The sequence below is a fragment of the Vibrio sp. YQ_11 genome, from assembly GCF_043103065.1.
GTDB classification, from domain to species: Bacteria; Pseudomonadota; Gammaproteobacteria; order Enterobacterales; family Vibrionaceae; genus Vibrio; species Vibrio parahaemolyticus.
The window spans coordinates 1-18272 of the sequence record NZ_JBICJM010000011.1 but is presented as its reverse complement, the minus strand read 5'-3'; the positions used below and the strand labels follow the sequence as shown (position 1 = coordinate 18272).

The 18272-nt window shown below is 41.0% G+C and carries 19 protein-coding genes; 10 read left to right on the top strand and 9 right to left on the bottom strand.

Features of this window, described 5'->3' with window-relative positions; genetic code table 11:
* Nucleotides 1-207 precede the first annotated feature (207 nt).
* Together ACF8EG_RS08370 and ACF8EG_RS08365 are read right to left on the bottom strand one after the other, a co-directional pair.
* Nucleotides 208-1956 (bottom strand): lysophospholipid acyltransferase family protein, encoded by a 1749-nt coding sequence (locus ACF8EG_RS08370; protein ID WP_025441268.1) that lies wholly within the window; start codon nucleotides 1954-1956, stop codon nucleotides 208-210.
* A gap of 137 nt (nucleotides 1957-2093) precedes the next feature.
* The gene (locus ACF8EG_RS08365) at nucleotides 2094-2360 is read right to left on the bottom strand and encodes a hypothetical protein (protein ID WP_392419372.1); all 267 of its coding nucleotides are present in this window, start codon (nucleotides 2358-2360) and stop codon (nucleotides 2094-2096) included.
* 163 nt (nucleotides 2361-2523) lie between these two features.
* Between ACF8EG_RS08365 and ACF8EG_RS08360 the strand changes: the two genes are divergently transcribed.
* Nucleotides 2524-3243 (top strand): SIMPL domain-containing protein, encoded by a 720-nt coding sequence (locus ACF8EG_RS08360; protein ID WP_005453781.1) that lies wholly within the window; start codon nucleotides 2524-2526, stop codon nucleotides 3241-3243.
* Nucleotides 3244-3286: 43 nt separating this feature from the next.
* On the opposite strand, the gene ACF8EG_RS08355 is transcribed toward ACF8EG_RS08360, so the two are convergent.
* Nucleotides 3287-4336, bottom strand: coding sequence for a DUF4382 domain-containing protein (locus ACF8EG_RS08355; protein WP_065768163.1), 1050 nt, complete (start codon nucleotides 4334-4336; stop codon nucleotides 3287-3289).
* 263 nt (nucleotides 4337-4599) lie between these two features.
* Between ACF8EG_RS08355 and ACF8EG_RS08350 the strand changes: the two genes are divergently transcribed.
* The 3 genes from ACF8EG_RS08350 (at nucleotide 4600) to ACF8EG_RS08340 (ending at nucleotide 6878) form a co-directional block, all read left to right on the top strand.
* The gene (locus tag ACF8EG_RS08350; protein WP_005497021.1) at nucleotides 4600-5352 is read left to right on the top strand and encodes an EAL domain-containing protein; all 753 of its coding nucleotides are present in this window, start codon (nucleotides 4600-4602) and stop codon (nucleotides 5350-5352) included.
* 284 nt (nucleotides 5353-5636) lie between these two features.
* Nucleotides 5637-6362 carry a helix-turn-helix transcriptional regulator gene (locus ACF8EG_RS08345; protein ID WP_005453784.1) on the top strand — a complete coding sequence of 242 codons (726 nt, stop codon included), beginning with the start codon at nucleotides 5637-5639 and terminating at the stop codon, nucleotides 6360-6362.
* Nucleotides 6363-6605: 243 nt separating this feature from the next.
* Complete coding sequence (locus tag ACF8EG_RS08340; protein ID WP_005497023.1) at nucleotides 6606-6878, top strand: hypothetical protein; 273 nt, start codon at nucleotides 6606-6608, stop codon at nucleotides 6876-6878.
* A 117-nt stretch (nucleotides 6879-6995) separates the two neighbouring features.
* Here ACF8EG_RS08340 and ACF8EG_RS08335 read toward each other — a convergent pair whose 3' ends face one another.
* Nucleotides 6996-7799 carry a MetQ/NlpA family ABC transporter substrate-binding protein gene (locus ACF8EG_RS08335; RefSeq protein WP_021450160.1) on the bottom strand — a complete coding sequence of 268 codons (804 nt, stop codon included), beginning with the start codon at nucleotides 7797-7799 and terminating at the stop codon, nucleotides 6996-6998.
* A gap of 969 nt (nucleotides 7800-8768) precedes the next feature.
* Nucleotides 8769-9335, bottom strand: coding sequence for a tyrosine-type recombinase/integrase (locus ACF8EG_RS08330; RefSeq protein ID WP_392419368.1), 567 nt, complete (start codon nucleotides 9333-9335; stop codon nucleotides 8769-8771).
* A 254-nt stretch (nucleotides 9336-9589) separates the two neighbouring features.
* Here ACF8EG_RS08330 and ACF8EG_RS08325 point away from each other — a divergent pair, with 254 nt between their 5' ends.
* The 4 genes from ACF8EG_RS08325 to ACF8EG_RS08310 all read left to right on the top strand — a co-directional run bounded on the left by ACF8EG_RS08325 (nucleotide 9590) and on the right by ACF8EG_RS08310 (nucleotide 13143).
* On the top strand, nucleotides 9590-10081 hold the full coding sequence (locus ACF8EG_RS08325) for a hypothetical protein (protein ID WP_392419367.1): 492 nt from the start codon (nucleotides 9590-9592) through the stop codon (nucleotides 10079-10081).
* Entirely contained in the window at nucleotides 10078-10293 is a 216-nt protein-coding gene (locus ACF8EG_RS08320) for a hypothetical protein (RefSeq protein ID WP_025794853.1), read from the top strand. Before ACF8EG_RS08325 ends, ACF8EG_RS08320 begins: the two co-directional genes overlap by 4 nt.
* 387 nt (nucleotides 10294-10680) lie before the next feature.
* Nucleotides 10681-10893 carry a hypothetical protein gene (locus ACF8EG_RS08315; protein WP_392419366.1) on the top strand — a complete coding sequence of 71 codons (213 nt, stop codon included), beginning with the start codon at nucleotides 10681-10683 and terminating at the stop codon, nucleotides 10891-10893.
* 228 nt (nucleotides 10894-11121) lie between these two features.
* Nucleotides 11122-13143: an ATP-binding protein gene (locus tag ACF8EG_RS08310; RefSeq protein WP_392419364.1), complete on the top strand. Its 2022-nt coding sequence runs from the start codon at nucleotides 11122-11124 to the stop codon at nucleotides 13141-13143.
* An 874-nt stretch (nucleotides 13144-14017) separates the two neighbouring features.
* On the opposite strand, the gene ACF8EG_RS08305 is transcribed toward ACF8EG_RS08310, so the two are convergent.
* Nucleotides 14018-14311 (bottom strand): hypothetical protein, encoded by a 294-nt coding sequence (locus ACF8EG_RS08305; protein ID WP_392419362.1) that lies wholly within the window; start codon nucleotides 14309-14311, stop codon nucleotides 14018-14020.
* Nucleotides 14312-14375: 64 nt separating this feature from the next.
* Here ACF8EG_RS08305 and ACF8EG_RS08300 point away from each other — a divergent pair, with 64 nt between their 5' ends.
* Complete coding sequence (locus tag ACF8EG_RS08300; protein WP_284634002.1) at nucleotides 14376-15338, top strand: hypothetical protein; 963 nt, start codon at nucleotides 14376-14378, stop codon at nucleotides 15336-15338.
* A 214-nt stretch (nucleotides 15339-15552) separates the two neighbouring features.
* Here the strand turns inward: ACF8EG_RS08300 and ACF8EG_RS08295 are convergent, their stop codons facing one another.
* The 3 genes from ACF8EG_RS08295 to ACF8EG_RS08285 all read right to left on the bottom strand — a co-directional run bounded on the left by ACF8EG_RS08295 (nucleotide 15553) and on the right by ACF8EG_RS08285 (nucleotide 17514).
* Nucleotides 15553-15990: a hypothetical protein gene (locus tag ACF8EG_RS08295; RefSeq protein ID WP_392419360.1), complete on the bottom strand. Its 438-nt coding sequence runs from the start codon at nucleotides 15988-15990 to the stop codon at nucleotides 15553-15555.
* A 203-nt stretch (nucleotides 15991-16193) separates the two neighbouring features.
* Nucleotides 16194-16706, bottom strand: coding sequence for a DUF2971 domain-containing protein (locus tag ACF8EG_RS08290; RefSeq protein ID WP_392419359.1), 513 nt, complete (start codon nucleotides 16704-16706; stop codon nucleotides 16194-16196).
* Between the two features lie 211 nt (nucleotides 16707-16917).
* The gene (locus ACF8EG_RS08285; protein ID WP_140284035.1) at nucleotides 16918-17514 is read right to left on the bottom strand and encodes a tyrosine-type recombinase/integrase; all 597 of its coding nucleotides are present in this window, start codon (nucleotides 17512-17514) and stop codon (nucleotides 16918-16920) included.
* Between the two features lie 109 nt (nucleotides 17515-17623).
* On the opposite strand from ACF8EG_RS08285, the gene ACF8EG_RS08280 reads away from it, so the two are divergent.
* Nucleotides 17624-18272: type I restriction-modification system subunit M N-terminal domain-containing protein (locus ACF8EG_RS08280; protein WP_392419358.1), on the top strand; the 649-nt coding region annotated here is incomplete at its 3' end.

Sequence of the window (18272 nt, the reverse complement as noted above, 5' to 3'; positions counted from 1 at the left end):
GGTTTTGTGAAAGTTTATAACGTGAACGTTTGCGCGATGTTGGCGTTTTGTGGATTAAAGCTGGAGATAAGTGGCCTTTTTGCGATGAGCTTAACTCAACACTTTGTTTGTAATGTTTTATAAGCAAATAACGTATCACGCTGCCCGCGTTTTTTGGCTTAGAGCGATTTTGAGCAGCGCGATACCTCCTACGTTTGTAGACGACGGTTAATTGTTCATAGCTAAATACTCGCGCGCGTTTTCACTGCCCATATAACGTGCCAGCGTTTTCTCAGGTACATCGCGTAAATCCACCATAATCAATCCATCCAGTGCGTTGTTAAACGCCGGATCGACGTTAAAACACACCAACTTACCATTCAAACTCAAATATTGGCGCAGTAATACCGGGACGCCTTTGCCTTCGTCAATTCGAGCGATCACGCGAGATAGCAACTGTAAATCTCCCAATGCGGTTAGCATGCTGGTATTCCAGTTTAAGTTGGTTTCTGGCAGTGGGTTTGACGGAGTGACGTATTCGGCGCAGTCGTTGTCGTAGTGGTGTAGGGTCATCGATTGTGCCAATAATTGACGCGCGGTATGGCTGTAATCGTTGCTGATGCTCACTGGGCCAAACAAGTGCGTGTATTCGGGATGTTGATGGACAAAAGTCGCTATACCTTTCCAGAGTAAGAGTAGGGCACTCATGCTTTTTTGATATTGCTCGGCAATCACAGAACGACCCATTTCAATCGACTTGCCCATTTGATCGAGAAAGCGTTGGTCATAGTTGAACAAGGTGCGCGAATACAATCCTTCTACGCCATATTTCGCCAATAATTGATCAACTAATCCAAGACGGTAAGCTCCTACCATGCATTGGTTCTCACGATCCCACACAAACAGGTGCAGGTAATCATGATCGAAATGATCGATGTCTATTGCTTGTCCGGTCCCTTCGCCAACTTGACGGAAATTATGTTCTCGCAAGCGGCCAATTTCATGCAGGAGAGATGGGATCTGCTGTGCGCTGGCGCAGTACACGTCGAACTCGCCATTTTGAAGCAATTGGGTTTCTGCCGGTAAGCTGTGCAGCTCTTCAAGCAATTGGCCTATGGGTAACCCTGCTGCAATAGGTAAGAGATCATTGTCTGAGACCGTTTGCTGAGTGGCACTTACATCGCGGTTAAGCAGGTAGGTGTTAAGCCTCAGATAATTGACGATCTGATCATCGTTGAGGTTATTGAGTTCTTTAAACTTGATTGCTTGCCCAAAGGACAACTCAATGGTTTTTGCGCTCTTGTTGAGTAGCTCTCTTCCTAACATCAAGGTGCGTAAAAGAGGGTGGATTTTACCTGCCATGTAGAAGCGTTTTGAGTTCTGCCCACGAATGAAGACGGGAACAGTGACTGCTTTGTTCTTACGAATTAATGCACTGACACTGCGGCTCCATTCTTTGTCTTCTAAACGCTGTTGTTTGGCATCCACCAACTGCGACACTTCACCCGCAGGGAAAACTAATAACAAGCCGCCATTCGCAAGGTGTTTGTTGGCTGCTCTAAGTGCCTTCATGTTCGACTTGACCGCATCTTTGCCCTCGAATACGTCGACACCAATAAAAAGTTGGTCGAGCTCTGGCACGGTTTTCAGGTACTGATTCGCTAAAATTTGGATATCGTCTCGTACCATCAACAGTAGTTCGGCGAGAATCACGCCTTCAACACAGCCGAGAGGGTGATTCGCCACAATGACGGTTGCGCCTTGCTTTGGCACTGCGTCGAGCGAACCATGGGCAATGCGATAGTCGATACCCAAAATATCCAGTGTGAATCGCAAGAAAGTTTTGGTATCCGTATTCACGGGGCGTTGGGCGTAGAATTTATCGAGCTGACTTAAACCCGTAGCCCATTCTGCAACGTTTTCACCAATGCCAAACGGCGTTTTACGAGGGAGACGAAAAGGGGTCGAACTATCCATATTTACCTCAGCGTACAAGTGGCTGATCGGATAGTAGAAATTACAGATGACAGTTCAGAGGCAAATCCATGAGCCTTTGGTGACAAACTGATGAAGCTTTGTTGACCAAAGGCGAAGGGGATAGGACAGCTTTAGCGTTACGTTTTGTCGCCAGCAAACATCAGGATACTCAGAGAGTTGAGCGTTTCACCGAGACTTTCTAGTGAGCTCAAGATCTGTTTGGTCGGCTCATTATCTAGCAGAATTCGACCATCAAAGCTTTTCCCTTCGTATTGCTGTTCATTACACGCATCCACTTGGGGTTCTTGTGTTGAGTTGTCATCTATAGCTAAGTCGTCAGCACTCAAACAGGCCGTTGAGACAAATAATCCGCCTAGAACCACCAACCATTTTGTTTTCAACATAATCTTAAAACTCACAATAAAACACTGTTCAATTTTAATTAATTCTATTCACCATTTCGAACGATATGACAAAAATTTAGCTTTAGGTCGCCATTTTCTGGCCATAGTTGAGCTATGTTATCGATACTACGAATTGTTACTTTTGGCGAAATTAGGAGGATGAATGGAGAAGATTTCCAATAAAGCGTCAATATGGCTCGGGCTGTGTCTGATAATTGGTTTAGGAGTATTGGGCTTTTTTATTCAGCAAACAGCAGTCAAATACAAAGCCTATGAGCGAGTGGTAACGGTGAAGGGATTGTCTGAGCGAGAATACCCGGCAGATACCGTCATTTGGCCAATCCAATTTACGGTAGCCAGCAATGATATGGGCGCGATGTTTGATGACATAGACCAACAAACGCGTTTGATTCTCGATTTTTTAACCGCAAAAGGCTTAACTGACAAAAACATCTCGCTGTCTTCGCCTTCGGTGATAGACCGTAAAGCGCAGCAATATGGTGGTGAGCAAGATATTGAGTATCGTTATTTAGCATCCCGAACGGTCACGGTTTACAGCCAAAATATCAATGTGGTTCGTGCGGCGATTAATGAGATTGGTGAACTTGGGAAACAAGGCGTGATTCTTAATCAAGATCCTTATGCAAACCGAATCGAATACAGTTTCACGAAACTTAATGACATCAAACCAGACATGATCGAAGAGGCGACCAAAAACGCCCGCGAGGTGGCACAAAAGTTTGCGAAAGACTCACAAAGCTCATTAGGAAAGATCAAGCGAGCGACGCAAGGTCAGTTCTCCATTTATGACCGCGATAGCAATACGCCTTACATTAAAAAAGTCCGAGTGGTATCGACGGTTCAATATTACCTTTCTGACTAAGTAAAAAGCCGCTCAGTACGAGCGGCTTTTTTAATATGGTGACTTAAAGAATGGGATTAATGTCCTGAGTTGTCAGCTCTGTCTCGACAACATCAACTGGCGTGTAGTGCTGGTAAATCAAGAAACCGTCTTCTGACGTTTCATGAGCGTCAGGCGTATCAATATACGCGGTACATGTGTAGCCAATGCTGTAAGTACCCGGGCCAATGTAACCAAACTCGTAGCTGTAGGTTGTATTGCCTTCTTCGTCTTGTGATTCATTCACGTTAGCTACCGCAACTGGCGCGTTGAGTGGAGCTGTCGCGCCCATATCGCCCATGGTTGAGCGATCCATAGAACCCGCATACAGGTAAACAGAGTGAACGGCAGGCACATCATGAATCGCGTTCCATGCCGCACTGTCTGCTTCGCAAGCTTGGTATTGCACGTTACTTACCGTGCCAGCGATATGGCCTGAATCTGATGCGTTCACCAAACTTACGGCATTCGAGTTCATATTCATGTGATCTTGGCCGACTGGATCCGCCAGACCTTTACGCAAATCAAACTCTACAACGTAGCTATTGTGCCCAGTATGAACTTTTACATACTGACCTTTTTGGGAAAACTTCAAGCGACCCTGATCGCTGGTATCGGGCTTAAAGCCAAAGCAGCTCCCACGACTTGGAACAACAAGACCTTTTACTGAGCCATCAGTTTTTTCGACATACGATAGAGACGTATCATTCAACTGTCGGCCATCTTTCGCGTAAACGCACATGGCGTAATCACCCGGAGCAATTTGTTGTTCGCTAATGATGGTTTTGGCATTTTTCCCTTGGTATTCCATCAAATCAACTTGATGTAGAGCACCGTTCTCGCTTGCGTCTAGCAGAATGTGCTCGCCAGTTTGCTCGCCCGTTTCTGGGTCAAAGGGAATTAAAACCACGTCTTTAAATGCTAAGACCACTTTGTTGGCGTCATCCACAGGTGCATCTGAGACACCAAGAGAAAACGTAGCGGATTCTGTATTTGATGAAGAGTCGTCGCCACCGCAGCCAGTCAGTAGTAGACCGCCTGAGATAGCAAGTAGAGGATAAGTGTATTTTTTCATATTGACCTCTTGTGTTTACACTGCCGATAAACATCGAAGATTAGTCTCAGAGTCGAGACGAAATGTCATTGCTTGGTGATGACGGGGTCAATGTAAAAAAGAGAAATTCATAGTGTGATATGGATTCCTAAAAGGCTATTTTTTTGACACCGTAAAGGTAAATAAAAAAATAGACTCATATTTTTTAAATCTATTGCGCAAGTGTAGGATCGCAACAAAAACTCCACTATATTTCTGATCTGTATAGAGACAAAGGAGTATGTATGTTTACTGTTGAATACTCAGAAGGCGGTAGGACAACGATCAGGAGTGAGCGAAGTTACGTAACGCTCGAGTTCCTATTACAGCCGATATACTTCCCTAAAAATGGGCAAACCGTATACTACGAGGCATTATCAAGCGTCATCAGTGATTCTGGAGAGCACCTCAATAGCGAAGCTTTCTTTGAAACGATCAATGATGAGTTCATCAAAACTGTATTGCTTCTGCAAATGGAGCACTTTTCTCAATCCAACAGCATATCGCAAGACATTTTATTAAATGTAAATTTATCTTCTCTTAAAGATGATGACTTCATTGAAAGTATAATTAAACGAAATAAAAGTAATAAGTATCATATCGAAGTTAACGAAATTGATACACCTGTACGCGATGTGAAGATACTAAAGAACATAAAGCGATTGCAAAAATCAGGCATCTATATAATTCTTGATGACTATTACCATGAAAATGAAATTGCACACTTATCACTAGGTGTTATTGATTGGGACTATATTAAAATAGATAAATCGTTCCTTTTATATAACTCTGGAAACGATGATTGTTTAAAAGCACTTATATTTGTTATATCACCATATTGTAAAAATGGTTTGATTATTGAAGGTGTAGAAACTTACTTTCAAAATGAGTTTGTTAAAAAATATAACTTGTTAGCTCAAGGTTATTATTATTCTAGACCAAAGAATATTTTTAAAGAAAATCGCAACCATAAAAAAGTGCTACAAATGAATCTATAAAATCTGGTAAGAAAAATCAGAACCATTATCAATCAGTATTGTTAGATTTACTATGAAACTCTACGATTGAAAACTAAGATTGCTTACCATAATCTATAGTCATTTACTTATTTATTGCTGTTAGTTATGCTTGGTTGAATGTTGTTTACACTCAAGAATGCATGTAAACTTCTAATTTAACAAACGCTAATGAATAACAACGCCATTTTTATTTCCTCTCAGTTAGATCTTTAGCGAAAAATAATAACCTTAAAAAATATAAGTAAAGCTATACAGGAATAACAATGATTAGGGAGAGATCTATAAACTTAGGTCATCAGGTTGAAGGTGCTATTTTTACTCGACACAATCATATCGTCAGTGTGGATGGTGATGGGATATTATCTTTTCAAAATAATATTACCAAAGTAAAACCCAACGAAGCTATTTTTATTCCTTCTAAAGTAATGGTGAGGTTTTCATTTAACTCAAATGAAAATAAATCAATAAAGGTGAGTCTTTATCATATTAATGGTATCAATTTAAATTGTAAGCAAGATAAAGTAACAAGTTTAATTAACGCTTATATTGAGGTGGAAAAGTTAAATTTAACAAATCGAGAAACTATCATCGAACTCATTGGATCTAGGTTAGAAAAAATCAAAAACAACCGAGTTTTATATAACTACGACCCTCTAGAAAAAAAGATATACCGACTGGTAAGTAAAGATCTTAAAAAGAAATGGTCATTGGAGGAAGTCTGTAAGTTAACTTACACGTCAAAATCTACTCTAAATAGAAAGCTCAAAGACAACCAAACGAGCATGGGGCAGATCATCTCTAACGCTCGGTTAGACTATGCGACCATACTTATCACGAATACCAGTTTAAGTGTGGATGAAATTTCAATGCTTTCTGGCTTTAATAGTACTTCGTATTTTTGTAAGAAGTTTAAGGAAAGCCATGGTTTTAGCCCAAAGCAATATCGCAAGTTACTTGCGTATAACCAAGTCCCTTTGAATCGAATTTAGCATCCTGCTATCCAATATGTTTGTATAAACAATGTGGAGCGTATTTAGCTCTGCATTGTTTTCCTTTCCATGGCTCTTTTGTATTCTCAATGGTTGCTTAGCAACCACTTTTCCCATTTCTACAAGCGTTTTTTTATAAAACTAAGTTCTTATTCGTAGTGAAATGAAGTTGATAATAATCAAAATAGATAGGTGATGAGGGGCGTAACGTAAGGTCGAATATTGCTAGAAGGAATTAGTATGATGGCATACAAATTTTTTATTCGAGAGCTACTAGGATTAGCTATCGTGGTTTCAGTTGTTTTTGGTGTGCTCGGCGTGATGCTCGATCTTTTCGCGCTTACGGCGTTGTGGGAACATCAAGATGCAATTGCTCAGATCTTTTTTCATGAGTCGTTTTATTTCATTGCATTCTTAATCCCGCCATTTTTCCTATGGAAGATCATCAATCGTTCTGATTTGGTTACCGCCGCACAAAACTATATCGCGCTAAAATTAGAAGCAGAAAACCGATAATCTAACTCCAAGTACGATTGATACCATTTGATACGACAGAGGCTCACGCTTTTTTTCATGAGCCTCTGTCGTTTTGTCTCTCTAAGCAAGATAGCTTGCTCAAGGATTAATTCTTACTTAAAAGGCTGGTTCAATCGTTCCTTTGAAAGTGCTATCAAGGAAGTCGCGAATTTCTTGGGATTGGTAAATAGAGACGAACTTCTTGTAAGCCTCGTTGTTTCTGTCGGCTTCACGAGTCGCAATAACCATAACAGCGAGAGGTGCGTCTTTGGACTCTAGGAAAATACTTTGCTTCTTAGGGTCTAAGCCTGAAGACATCACGTAATTCATCGTAATAGCTGCGGCATCAACGTCATCCAGCGTTCTTGGCAGCTGCGCCGCATCTACCTCAACGAACTCCAGTTCTTTTTGATTGCTCTTAATATCGGTTAACGCGGCTTTATGGCCAACACCTGGTTTAAGCTCAATCAAGCCCGCATCAGCGAGTAGTAACAGCCCTCGGCCTCCATTAGTTGGGTCGTTTGGAATGGCAATTCTGGCACGGTTTGGTAACTCTTCTAACGAACGGTATTTATTGGAATAAATCCCCATGCGCATCAAGATAGATTGGCCAATTGAAACGAGCTGAGAGTTATGACTGCTGTTGAAATTATCCAAAAAAGGTTGGTGTTGGTAGCTGTTAATATCGATGCTACCGTCACTCAGCGCGGCGTTAGGTGTCACGTAATCAGAGAACTCGATGACTTCAACATTTAGCCCTTGTTTTGCCGCTTCTTTCGCTACTGCTTCAACTACTTGTGCATGTGGCCCAACCGTAGCTCCGACTTTGATTACTGAATTATCTTTTTCTCCGCAGGCACTTAAGCTGAGCGCAGCAGCGAGAACCCAAGATAACTTTTTGATGTGACCTAAATTTGTCATCGTAACTCCATTTTATATTTAGACGTCCATACGGCTATCCTATCAGGAATATATAAACGGTCAACGACTAAAACATTGAGGGATCATTTGAAGGTCACAAGGGCTGTAGAGCACGAATTTTATCGAGCAGATGGTTAAGAGAGTTGAAAGGGTTGAAGCAAAAGAGTTTACAAGGGGGATAAGAAGATGAGCTCAGATGCCAACGGTGTACCCATAGCAACACTTAAAACCATCAGATACAAAAAAGGCGTAGTAGGTACTAACCTGCTACGCCTTTAGAAATTTGGTGGCCCCTCCCAGACTTGAACTGTTATGTGGGGTATTTTTGTATTTCCCTTTACATACTGTCCGTCCGGTATTTTTTGTTAACCCTTTCTCTAAAAGGTATGAATGGATTCTATTTAAAATTTTTTCATATAGCAACCCAATTTATATAAATATAACTTAAAGGTTGTATTTGGTTGTTGTTAAGCTGGATAATGTAACGGTTAAATCAGACGCTCGATACGAAATGTATGACGAGATGTATCATAGAGGCATGAGGTCACATTAACAGGTTTCATGATTTAGCCACTCAGCTCACTTCGACTATGGTTAGCTATCAATAGTCGAGATCAAGCAACATGCGGAGACGACCCTAATATCACAGTCATCAGGTGCACAGACAGTTTAATGTATTTTTTTTGTTAATACCGTCGAAATTGATGGCATAAAGGTTAGGGGAAAGGGTGTTGAAAAAACAATCGTCGATTGCTTTGAATTCAGAAATAAAATTGGGATAGGCGTTGCGTTGAGGCATTTGATGCTAGCCGTGCCAAGCGACTAGCTCAAATTGAGTTATGGAAGTACACAAAGTATTGAAGAATGATTAATGGGTCTCGCAATAAGAGCCATATTTTTTCTTGGTAGGGGGGCTTCGCTCTGATGGTTACTATCACCACAGCTCGCCATATTAATAATCCCTACGCCTCAGTTGTGTGGCAAAGAATGAAAGCCTTTTCCACCTCTACCTAAATAATAAATGGTGCTGGCAACTGAAGAGTGACTCAATGTCCCAGCAAGCTCTGAGGGGGCAAATGATTTGAAAAAACGCATTGCATATATATGACGCATCATATGAGGAGCAAGTGAGATGCTTAAGCTCTCGCCTACCTCTTTAAAAGCGATGTGCACTGACCGTGCTGTTATCGGCTTATTAATCCCAACGCCCCTAGCATGAGACTGAAAGAGGTACTTTGATTTTGGATGTTTATTTTTTATTGATCTGATAATTTTCTGCGCTTCAGATGATAAAGCTACTTCATGTTTTTTTTTGCCTTTTTCACCCAATTTTATAGTTAGTTTATCGCCTGATATGTTCTCAAACCTGATATTCAGCATATCAACGATACGTAGCCCAGTTATAACTCCAAATGCCCAAATATCTGCCATCTGATTGCCATAACGTTTTTTAAGCAACAATGGAATCTGCTCAAGTGCTTCATTACTTTTAGCTAGCTGCAAAATATTGTCGTTAGAAAATTTAATGCTTTTCATATGAATCCTATCAATAAACCAAAACATTTACATGGTAGGAATGTCTGCTTCTTTTTTGAACACATTGATTGCTGTTAACACAAAGGTACGGCATTCCCATGAGTAAGAAATATGAGTATACTGTAACAAGGTGTCATTTCAAGTCATTGTTTTTAATAGTCTTTTTCATATTAGTGCATACGATAATAAATAGAATAAAAGCAACTTTGTTTTCGATACATACATAGTAAACCTATTTCAGTAAGGAGACCCTCATGAGGGTTCTATATATCAACGCGTTCTCGCTCCTATACTCAGGACGCTTTATCAACAGTATTGAGTCTATACGCGATGCATACCGATCAGGTGATTATAAAAAAAGCTTAGAGGTGATGGAGTCAATACCACACGATCCCCTGTCTGCAAGGCTTCTAGAGCAGGCTGCCAAATTAGCAGGGATGTTAATTTATCCAGTAGAACCTAAAGGTGCATGGAAATTAATTAGTGATAGAAACATTTTTAGGCGCTCATCCCTTGCTCCTGATATCGACTGGACTGGAAAATTAAGAATGGGGAGTGATAACCATATTGCACGCATACGAAAACACGTTGAGATAGCTCGTGTCAGTGAGTGGCGCAGTTGTGGGGATTTGTATTACTGGGAACTGAATCATCTGCAACACCTGCATTTAAAAAGCCCATCGAATAAGGGGGTAACACCACAACTATTGCGTCAAATCCGAGCTATCGAACAGGTAAAGTTATGAATGATGATAAACAACAAGAAGAATTTGAAGAAGGCTCCATCAGATTTATGCAAACAATCCTACAGGAGAAGGCGCTAGCCTCTGTGGTTATGGGAAAAAATGGCAATGTTGTAGTCCAGTATTGCGACAGCATTACGGTATACAAGCAGGACAACTCTGCGTATCTGGCTGCTAAGTTACTGAAGCTAGTAGCAGAAGCTCAAGAAGGTTAATGCAATTAGAGCATTGGGAAAACAAAATCAACAGCCTCATGCTTGTTATCACGCACATGAGGCCAATGATGTATCACACTGCTTTAGTCTAGAGCACAATAATCTAAATGTTCAAGAAGACAATTCATCAAATGATGAGAAACGGTGTTCAGCTCAAAAGCTGTTATTTTTTTGTTAAGAATGCTTGGATAAAGTGGCTAAAGGTGGCCGTACTCTTAAACTCAAATAAGGTGGCCAAATTCACTATGCCACTACACAGAAACTTCTCTAATTTCAGCTTTCAAGAGAAATGATTGGCTTTCTCACGCTTTAGGCCATAAAGGCCATAGTGACCTCACCTTTTTCGCAAAGTCTTGTCATACCTCCGATACTTCTGAAGAGCTATATTTGTTCTGTGATGATGATCAACTTCAAACTGCGATTATTGACATTTTTTCTTCAAAGCTTCCTGATGTACCTAGAGAGGTTATCGAAAGTGCAGCATTTCAAATGAAAATGGGTGAGTATTTCAGAATGTTAAATACCCCGCATACAGAAGAAGAAAGCGAAGCTCTATCAAAACTTGGTGGTTACAGTATGGACGATACGTACTATGGATAGGCTTAGAGGGGATGGAGACGTCCCCTCTTTTCAATTAATCGGTGTATAGTATTACTCAGGGACAAAAGCGCCTTTGTAGATAAAGTTTAGTATTGAGAAGCTAGCTACCAAAATGACAATGAAATCCGGCAAATTTGAGAATTTAACTTAATCTATAACCAGTTATGCAATAACATGCTTTTCCTAATCTAAAATTAAAATCATTATATTAAATTCAAGGGGCTGGCGATGAGCTTGCACACGAACCTTAGAGGTCGACTAAGAAATACCTCTTTGCCAAGAAATCATGGCTTGATGCCAGTGTTTGAGGCGGTTGTTAACTCTATTCACTCTATTGAAGAAAAAGGCAACACAGACCAAGGCAAAATCACTCTAACCATTATCCGTGAACCACAAGGAGAGATGGATATTGGTGGTGCGTCTTGTGCGCCTATTCTTGGATTTAAGGTCGCAGACAATGGCTGTGGCTTCAATAACGTAAACTTTAACTCCTTCCAGACCTTAGACTCTGACCACAAGATAGATAAAGGGTGCCGTGGTGTTGGTCGCTTATTGTGGCTTAAGGCATTTGACCAAGTAAGTGTATCAAGCGTCTTTTCTGAACAAGATAATTTTAGCCACCGTGAGTTCGCCTTTAACAGTAGCAACGGTGTACATCGTGATAAGGTTACAGCATCAAAGCAGAATCAAACTGGCTCTGTAATAACACTTCATGATTTTGATAAGGCGTATAGAAAAGCAGTCCCATCAGGTACTGAAACAATTGCCAATGCCCTTCTAGAGCACTGTCTGTGGTACTTTGTTCGTGAAGGTGGTGTGCCTCAGATCTTTGTTGAAGATGGTTCAGAAACCATCAGTTTATATCAGTTGTTTGATGCTCACATGCACTCACAGGCAGCACATGAACAGATTGAAATTCTTGGTGAGACGTTTGAGCTTACACACATCAAGTTCAGGGCTTCGGTTAACAAGAAGCACCAACTGTCTTTATGTGCGGCTAACCGTTTGGTAAAAGAAGAAGGAATTCAAGGCAAACTTCCGGGTCTCTATCAGAAGATTTCTGATGACTCAGGAGAGTTTGTTTATACCTGTTATGTATCGTCTAAGTTTTTGGATGACAACGTGCGGGCAGAACGAACATCATTTGAAATAGCGGAAAGCTTCGATGGCCTCTTTGCTGAGCAAGAGCTTTCATTAAAGGTAATTCGTGAAGATGTTCTTAAGAGAGCGCAAGCTTACCTTGAAGATGTCCTAGAAAAGAATATCTCAGCGGGTAAGCGTAGGATTGATGAGTACATCGTGACCCAAGCTCCTCGTTATCGTCCAATTACCAACTACATCGAAGAAAAAGACCTGATTATTGATCCGGATAAGTCTGATAAAGATGTTGAATTACACCTTCATGAGCAGTGGTATGCAGTCGAGCGTCAGTTGCTATGCGAAGGTCAACAAATTATGACTCCGAAACGCAATGAGCAAGCGGAAGAGTATGAAGAACGTATCCAGAGCTATTTACAAAAAGTAGAAGACTTGAAAAAGTCCGACCTAGCTAATTACGTATCGCATCGTAAAGTGATTATCGATTTGCTAGAAAAGTCTATCGAGCGTACTTCTGATGGTAAGTATGCCAAAGAAGAAATCATCCATGAGCTAATCATGCCGATGAGAAAAGACTCTAGTGAAGTATTCTTGGACTCTTGCAACCTATGGCTAGTTGATGAGCGTTTAGCATTTCACAACTACCTAGCATCCGATAAACCACTCACTACTATGCCTATTGTAGATACTGACAGTGGTAAAGAACCTGATTTACTGGCTATGAACATCTATGATAACCCAATGCTCGTATCGGATAAGAAGTCGATGCCGCTTGCTTCAATTACCGTGGTCGAAATAAAACGTCCTATGCGTAATGATGTTAAGGCTGGAGAAGATAAAGACCCAATCGAGCAAGCACTTGGCTACCTAGAGCGAGTGAGAGATGGTGAAACGAAAACACCTCAAGGTCGTCCTATTCCACATGCTAGTGACATTCCGGGTTATTGCTACGTGATTGCTGATCTCACTCCATCTTTGCTTAAGAGATGTAAGATGCTAGACCTGCAAGTGACTCATGACCATCTAGGTTACTTCGGTTACAACAAAGGCTTTAAGGCATATATCGAAGTTATTTCGTTTGATCGCTTAGTTAACATGGCGAAAGAGCGTAATAAGGCATTCTTCGACAAGCTTGGCTTACCAATGAGTTAACAAATTCCTGAGCAGAAAAGAAGACGGTTTATCCGAGTTAATTGTATCTTAAATACTAGTTTCCAGATGCGCCTGATTACAGACAGTTTCGATTGACAACGAGTGGAGATAGCTCTGGACTATCTCATTTTGTCCAGAACCTTCTTACGACTCCGGGATTTCTAGTCTTATTCGGAACAAAAGCGCCATAGAACACCCGCTCTAAAATTCGCTCATCGCCCGTTAATGGCTGTACCTGTAGTGTGGTACAGCAATGTTAGAAGGGAGGTGCGTCCATCACATCAAAGCCACCATCATACGCACCATTACACACACCAAAGCCTACCTTCTAAAGGTAGTTTGGAAACATAAATCAGTTTGGATTTAAAGAAATCTCTGTTTTAATCCATCGTTACTGAATTCTAAGAAGGAGCCTAAAGTGGAGGAATTTGTTCGGTATATTGATAAGCTAAACTCTGAAGACAGAATGAACTTGTTTCATGTAGTAAATGCCAGCCTTGGTGAAAAAGAGTGTGAGCTAACTCTATCTATCAAATCGTCAGAACCAGAGTTATCTAGCGATTGGTTGATTTCGTGCAGGGACTGCCTGAAGGTGAACATAGATAGAACGAAGCTGCCAGCCCATGAGATCACAATCAAATATGGGATAATACTAATCGGAAGCTCTTATATAACAGGCTCTTATTTTAAAGCTGTAAAACTACACACATCCCACATGTGATTGGTCAGCTCTCACACCGCTTGCAATGAGAGAAAATACTCGGATAGCCCTATCCGAAACTGTCGAGTCGAATTCGCCGCATTTTTGTAAATACTGCCTTTAGCGTCCAACTCCATAGCAGAGCACTTTTTCCAGTAAGTTAGTTCCAGTTATTTAGTTAGCTGAAGCAGCTTTGTATTGGTCGTTAAGCTCTTTCATTATCTCTGTGTCACCGCCTCTGTCAGGGTGATACGCAAGAGATAAGCTCTTGTATGCTTTTTTGAGTTGTTCTTCTGTCTTGAATGGAGTGAAGAAGTTGAAGCCTTTGCTTGGTTCAGTAACCGTTACAGTTGTAGTAGGTCTATCCTTTAGCTCTTGCTTCAGGTCTACGACACTGGGTGATTTAGTCCACTCGGGGGACAAAAGCGAGTCAGTATCACTGATCTTATTGACGATTCTTAGTTTCATGTCCCAATCTTTTACTCACCCTTGCCTTATGCTAAGAGCATTAATATATCAAACATAGTGGAATATGAGTCTATTTCGAAATACCCAAAAATTGACCCAAGCACGAGAAGATCACCTTACTGAATTTTTGGCAGCATGCCTTAATTCATCAGAGCAATTTCGTTTAGCATTTGTGCGACAGGTACTCGGTGAGCAATGTACTAAAGCGTTGTTATCGGTTGAAACTCAATGTGCTTATCCTAACTGCCGTCCAGATATGAAACTCACGTTTGACGACGGTAGTGTATTTCTTTGTGAAAATAAACTGGATGCGATGGAAACTGAAGGTAATGAGGACACTGACTTTATGCCTCAGCTTGAGCGGTATCTTCAACTTGATGTGGACGGGGTTCTCTACATTCGTACTAGTTTGAAAGCGCCTTCAGCGACTGTTTTAAATCACCCTAGGTATGTAAAGCCGCAAAATAGGCAGCATTTTCTCTGGCGAGACTTTTATGAACTATTGATCGATGATAGGAACCCGCTAGTGCAAGAATTGAAGATCGGCTTTGAGTTTATGGGTTTTGTTCCTCCTAACCCAACTATAGGGGATTTATCTCGACAAGCTCCAAGAGAGCATCGTGAAAATTTCTCTAAGTTCTGGGGGACGACGGAGGCTCAGGCGCAGCAAGGCGGCTGGAAAATTGGCGTTGGTGACATTGTTGAGCGGTATTTTGAGCATGAAAATGCAAGTCTAGCTAGTGTGGTTTACGTGAATCCTATTAAGCCTGAACGTTTCCTTGTTCGACTTACAGCGAATCCAAATAGACAAGAAGATATTTATCAAGCCGTGAAACGACTTGATTTCGGATCGGAAGTATCCATTTGTAAGAGGACAGTAGGCAGAACTCATGGGACAGATCCGGTCGTTGATATCGAGGCTCCAATGTCAACTATATTGCCGAGTACGCTAACAACAGTAGAATCTATAGAGAAGCAACTTCATGATTTTGTGATACCACTGTTAAGAATCGCGCAACACGTATAATGACATTCACTTTCAGCTAAAAAATGAGTGCTGCCTTCCGATTGGATTGGGACAAAAGCGCCTTAGAAATTGCTGCCGTAATTAAGTTTTGTTTCAAATTGCATATTCCGACCGGATCTGAACACCCATTCCCCCAAGGTGTTCAAATAAAACCGGAATGGATGTTCAAGTAAATCGGAATCCGCACAAATAGGCTAAGTGCGTTAACATTCTGTTATTTTAGGTAAGAGTCTATTCCCCAAGGTCGAACTGGGTCATCGAAATCATTAAGGTAAGTAACATAGATCATATCATCGAGTGTAAAGGTATAATCACCATTATTACGATTGTGATTTACCTCTCCACCTAAAGAGCGACATACACTTGAAAGAAGTGTGATAGCTTCCACATATGGATACTCATTCATACATAGTCGATGAGCGTATTCCGAAAAAAATAAACTACTGTCATATGATGATGATACTTTTAAATCTAGGATCTCAAGCTCTCTGATATTTTTTCTTATCCCTTGAGGACTCAGATCATATTGTTCTGCGATATCCGTTAATTTTTTTTGGTGACAAATAATGTCTATCAATGCTTGTCTAGCTTGGTCACTTATTCTTGGTTTTAGATCAAGAAGAAGACTTAATCGTTTTTCTGTAATTCTCATAATATCTCCAAGTAATATTTAACTACTAAAGGAAATTATACCGCGGACAAAAGAAACTTTAAAGTTTCTTTTGTCCGCGTAACTCGTAAGCACAAGGAGGTGTTGGATAATTTCTGAGTCATTTATCCCTAGGTTTTGGTTATGCCACCATACCCCTCAGATCGAGACAGCACCTCTTAGTCACCATCAAGATAACGTCGATGCTAGCGGCGCAGCTCTGGCTCTATGAAAACTTGATAGCGATTCTTTCGTATATTGGCGTACTTGATTTTTGAATCTTGGCCAGTCAACTTGATGATACTTTCCAATAGCTTTCGGTCATGGTCGGACATCTTAGAGCCAATAATCACTTCTCGAAGAGAATTTAAGTGATTGTACTTTAGTTCGCCATCCCCAGTTTTAATGAATCGATATTCCTTTTCATTTGCATAGCTGTCAGGTTTGTTCATATATGCTGAGGTGACTAGTCTTCCAAAGTTGTCATGTTTGAAGTTTTTTCCCGGAACTTCCTCTAGTCCCGATTCTTCAGTAATTAGGTTATCGCCGATGAGAATGTTCGAAATAGGCTGATAGCCTATATAATCATGGACTAAAGTCTCATCGTTGAATTCTTCAACAAGTCTCTGCTTATCAAAAACCATACAGAAGCCTCTTAGCCCATCTGCATAATAAGACCAATGGAACAAGGAGTCGGATAGCTCGTATGGACGTTTCATATCGACAGCCATAGATAGAGCTGCGATGTTTTTGAAATGTTCTAAGTCGGGACAGTATTTATCATCCCGATTTGGGAGTTCTAATTCAAAGAGCGACTCTGTAGGGTCGTTCAAGTTTGCAGGTTTCGCAAAATAAAGGCATGTATTCAGCAGGTTTACTACTGAGTATTTGTCAACTCTTTGAAATTTATATAAATACAATTTGGAACCCTTAAGTCTCACAACTCTCTGAAATCCTTAGCGCATCTTCAATCTCAACACCAAGGTATTCAATCGTGCTTTCTAACTTAGCATGACCAAGAAGTAACTGGATAGCGCGTAAGTTCTTGGTTTTGGCGTAGATCAAAGAAGCTTTAGTTCGTCGTAGCGAGTGCGTGCCGTATTGAGTTTTATCTAAACCGATATCAGTCACCCATCGGTTAACCATAGTCGTGTAGTAATGGTAAGAGATTGGTTGTCCTTCACGGCGTGGGCTTGGGAATACGTAGTCTGTTGGTGTCAGACCATTCAGGATAATCCATTGAGATAAGGTTTGTTGGGTCTTAGGCGTGATCTCGAAGTGCACTTCTTGATGGGTTTTCTGCTGCTTCACAATCGCTCGTGACATCACACAGCCACTGCGGCTAACGTCTTGTACCTTTAGGTTACGCAAGTCACATGCTCTGAGTTTGCTATCGATGGCAAGGTTAAACAGCGCCAATTCAAATAACCGTTCCTCAAGCTCCAACCGAATACGGATTCGCCAAATGTCTTCCAATTTGAACGCTTTCTTCTGCCCAACTCTTTTTCCTTTATTCCAAGCAACCATAATGTGCTCCTTACTTCATAAAAATCACTGTTAAGTAAGGCAGAACTCAAGGAAGTTTGCTTAGTTACTGGTATCATAAGGTAAATTTTTCGAATTCAAGAAATCAGCAATGAACGAACAAGAACAACTATTCCTGAAAGAGCTAGAAAGCAAGCTCTGGACAGCCGCAGACAAACTCCGTGCATCACTTGATGCCTCTCAATACAAACATGCGGTGCTTGGCTTAATTTTCGTTAAATACGTGTCTGACGCCTTCACGCTTCGCCAAGAAGAACTAAAACAAGACTTTGCTAACCCTGATCACGAGTACTTCCTCGACCCCGAAGGTTACACGGCTGAAGAACTTGAACAAGAAATCGCGATTGAGCTGGAACAGCGCGATTACTACAAAGAGAAAAACGTGTTTTGGCTGCCGACAGAATCTCGTTGGAAGTTCCTGCAAGACAATGCCCCGATGGTCATTGGTGGTGCCGATTTGGTTATTGATGGTAAGACGAAGAAAATTACGTCTGTAGGGCATCTGATTGATAATGCTCTGGAAGGCATTGAGCGCGATAACCAGAAGCTTAAAGGTGTCCTCAACAAGCACTACGCATCGCTAAAAATTGATCAGGCAAAACTGAATGAACTGATTAACCTAATTGCGACCATCCCATTCAATCATAAGTCGCTTAATAGTAAAGATATTCTTGGTCATATTTACGAATACTTCTTAGGCCAGTTTGCGCTTGCTGAAGGTAAGAAAGGTGGTCAGTTCT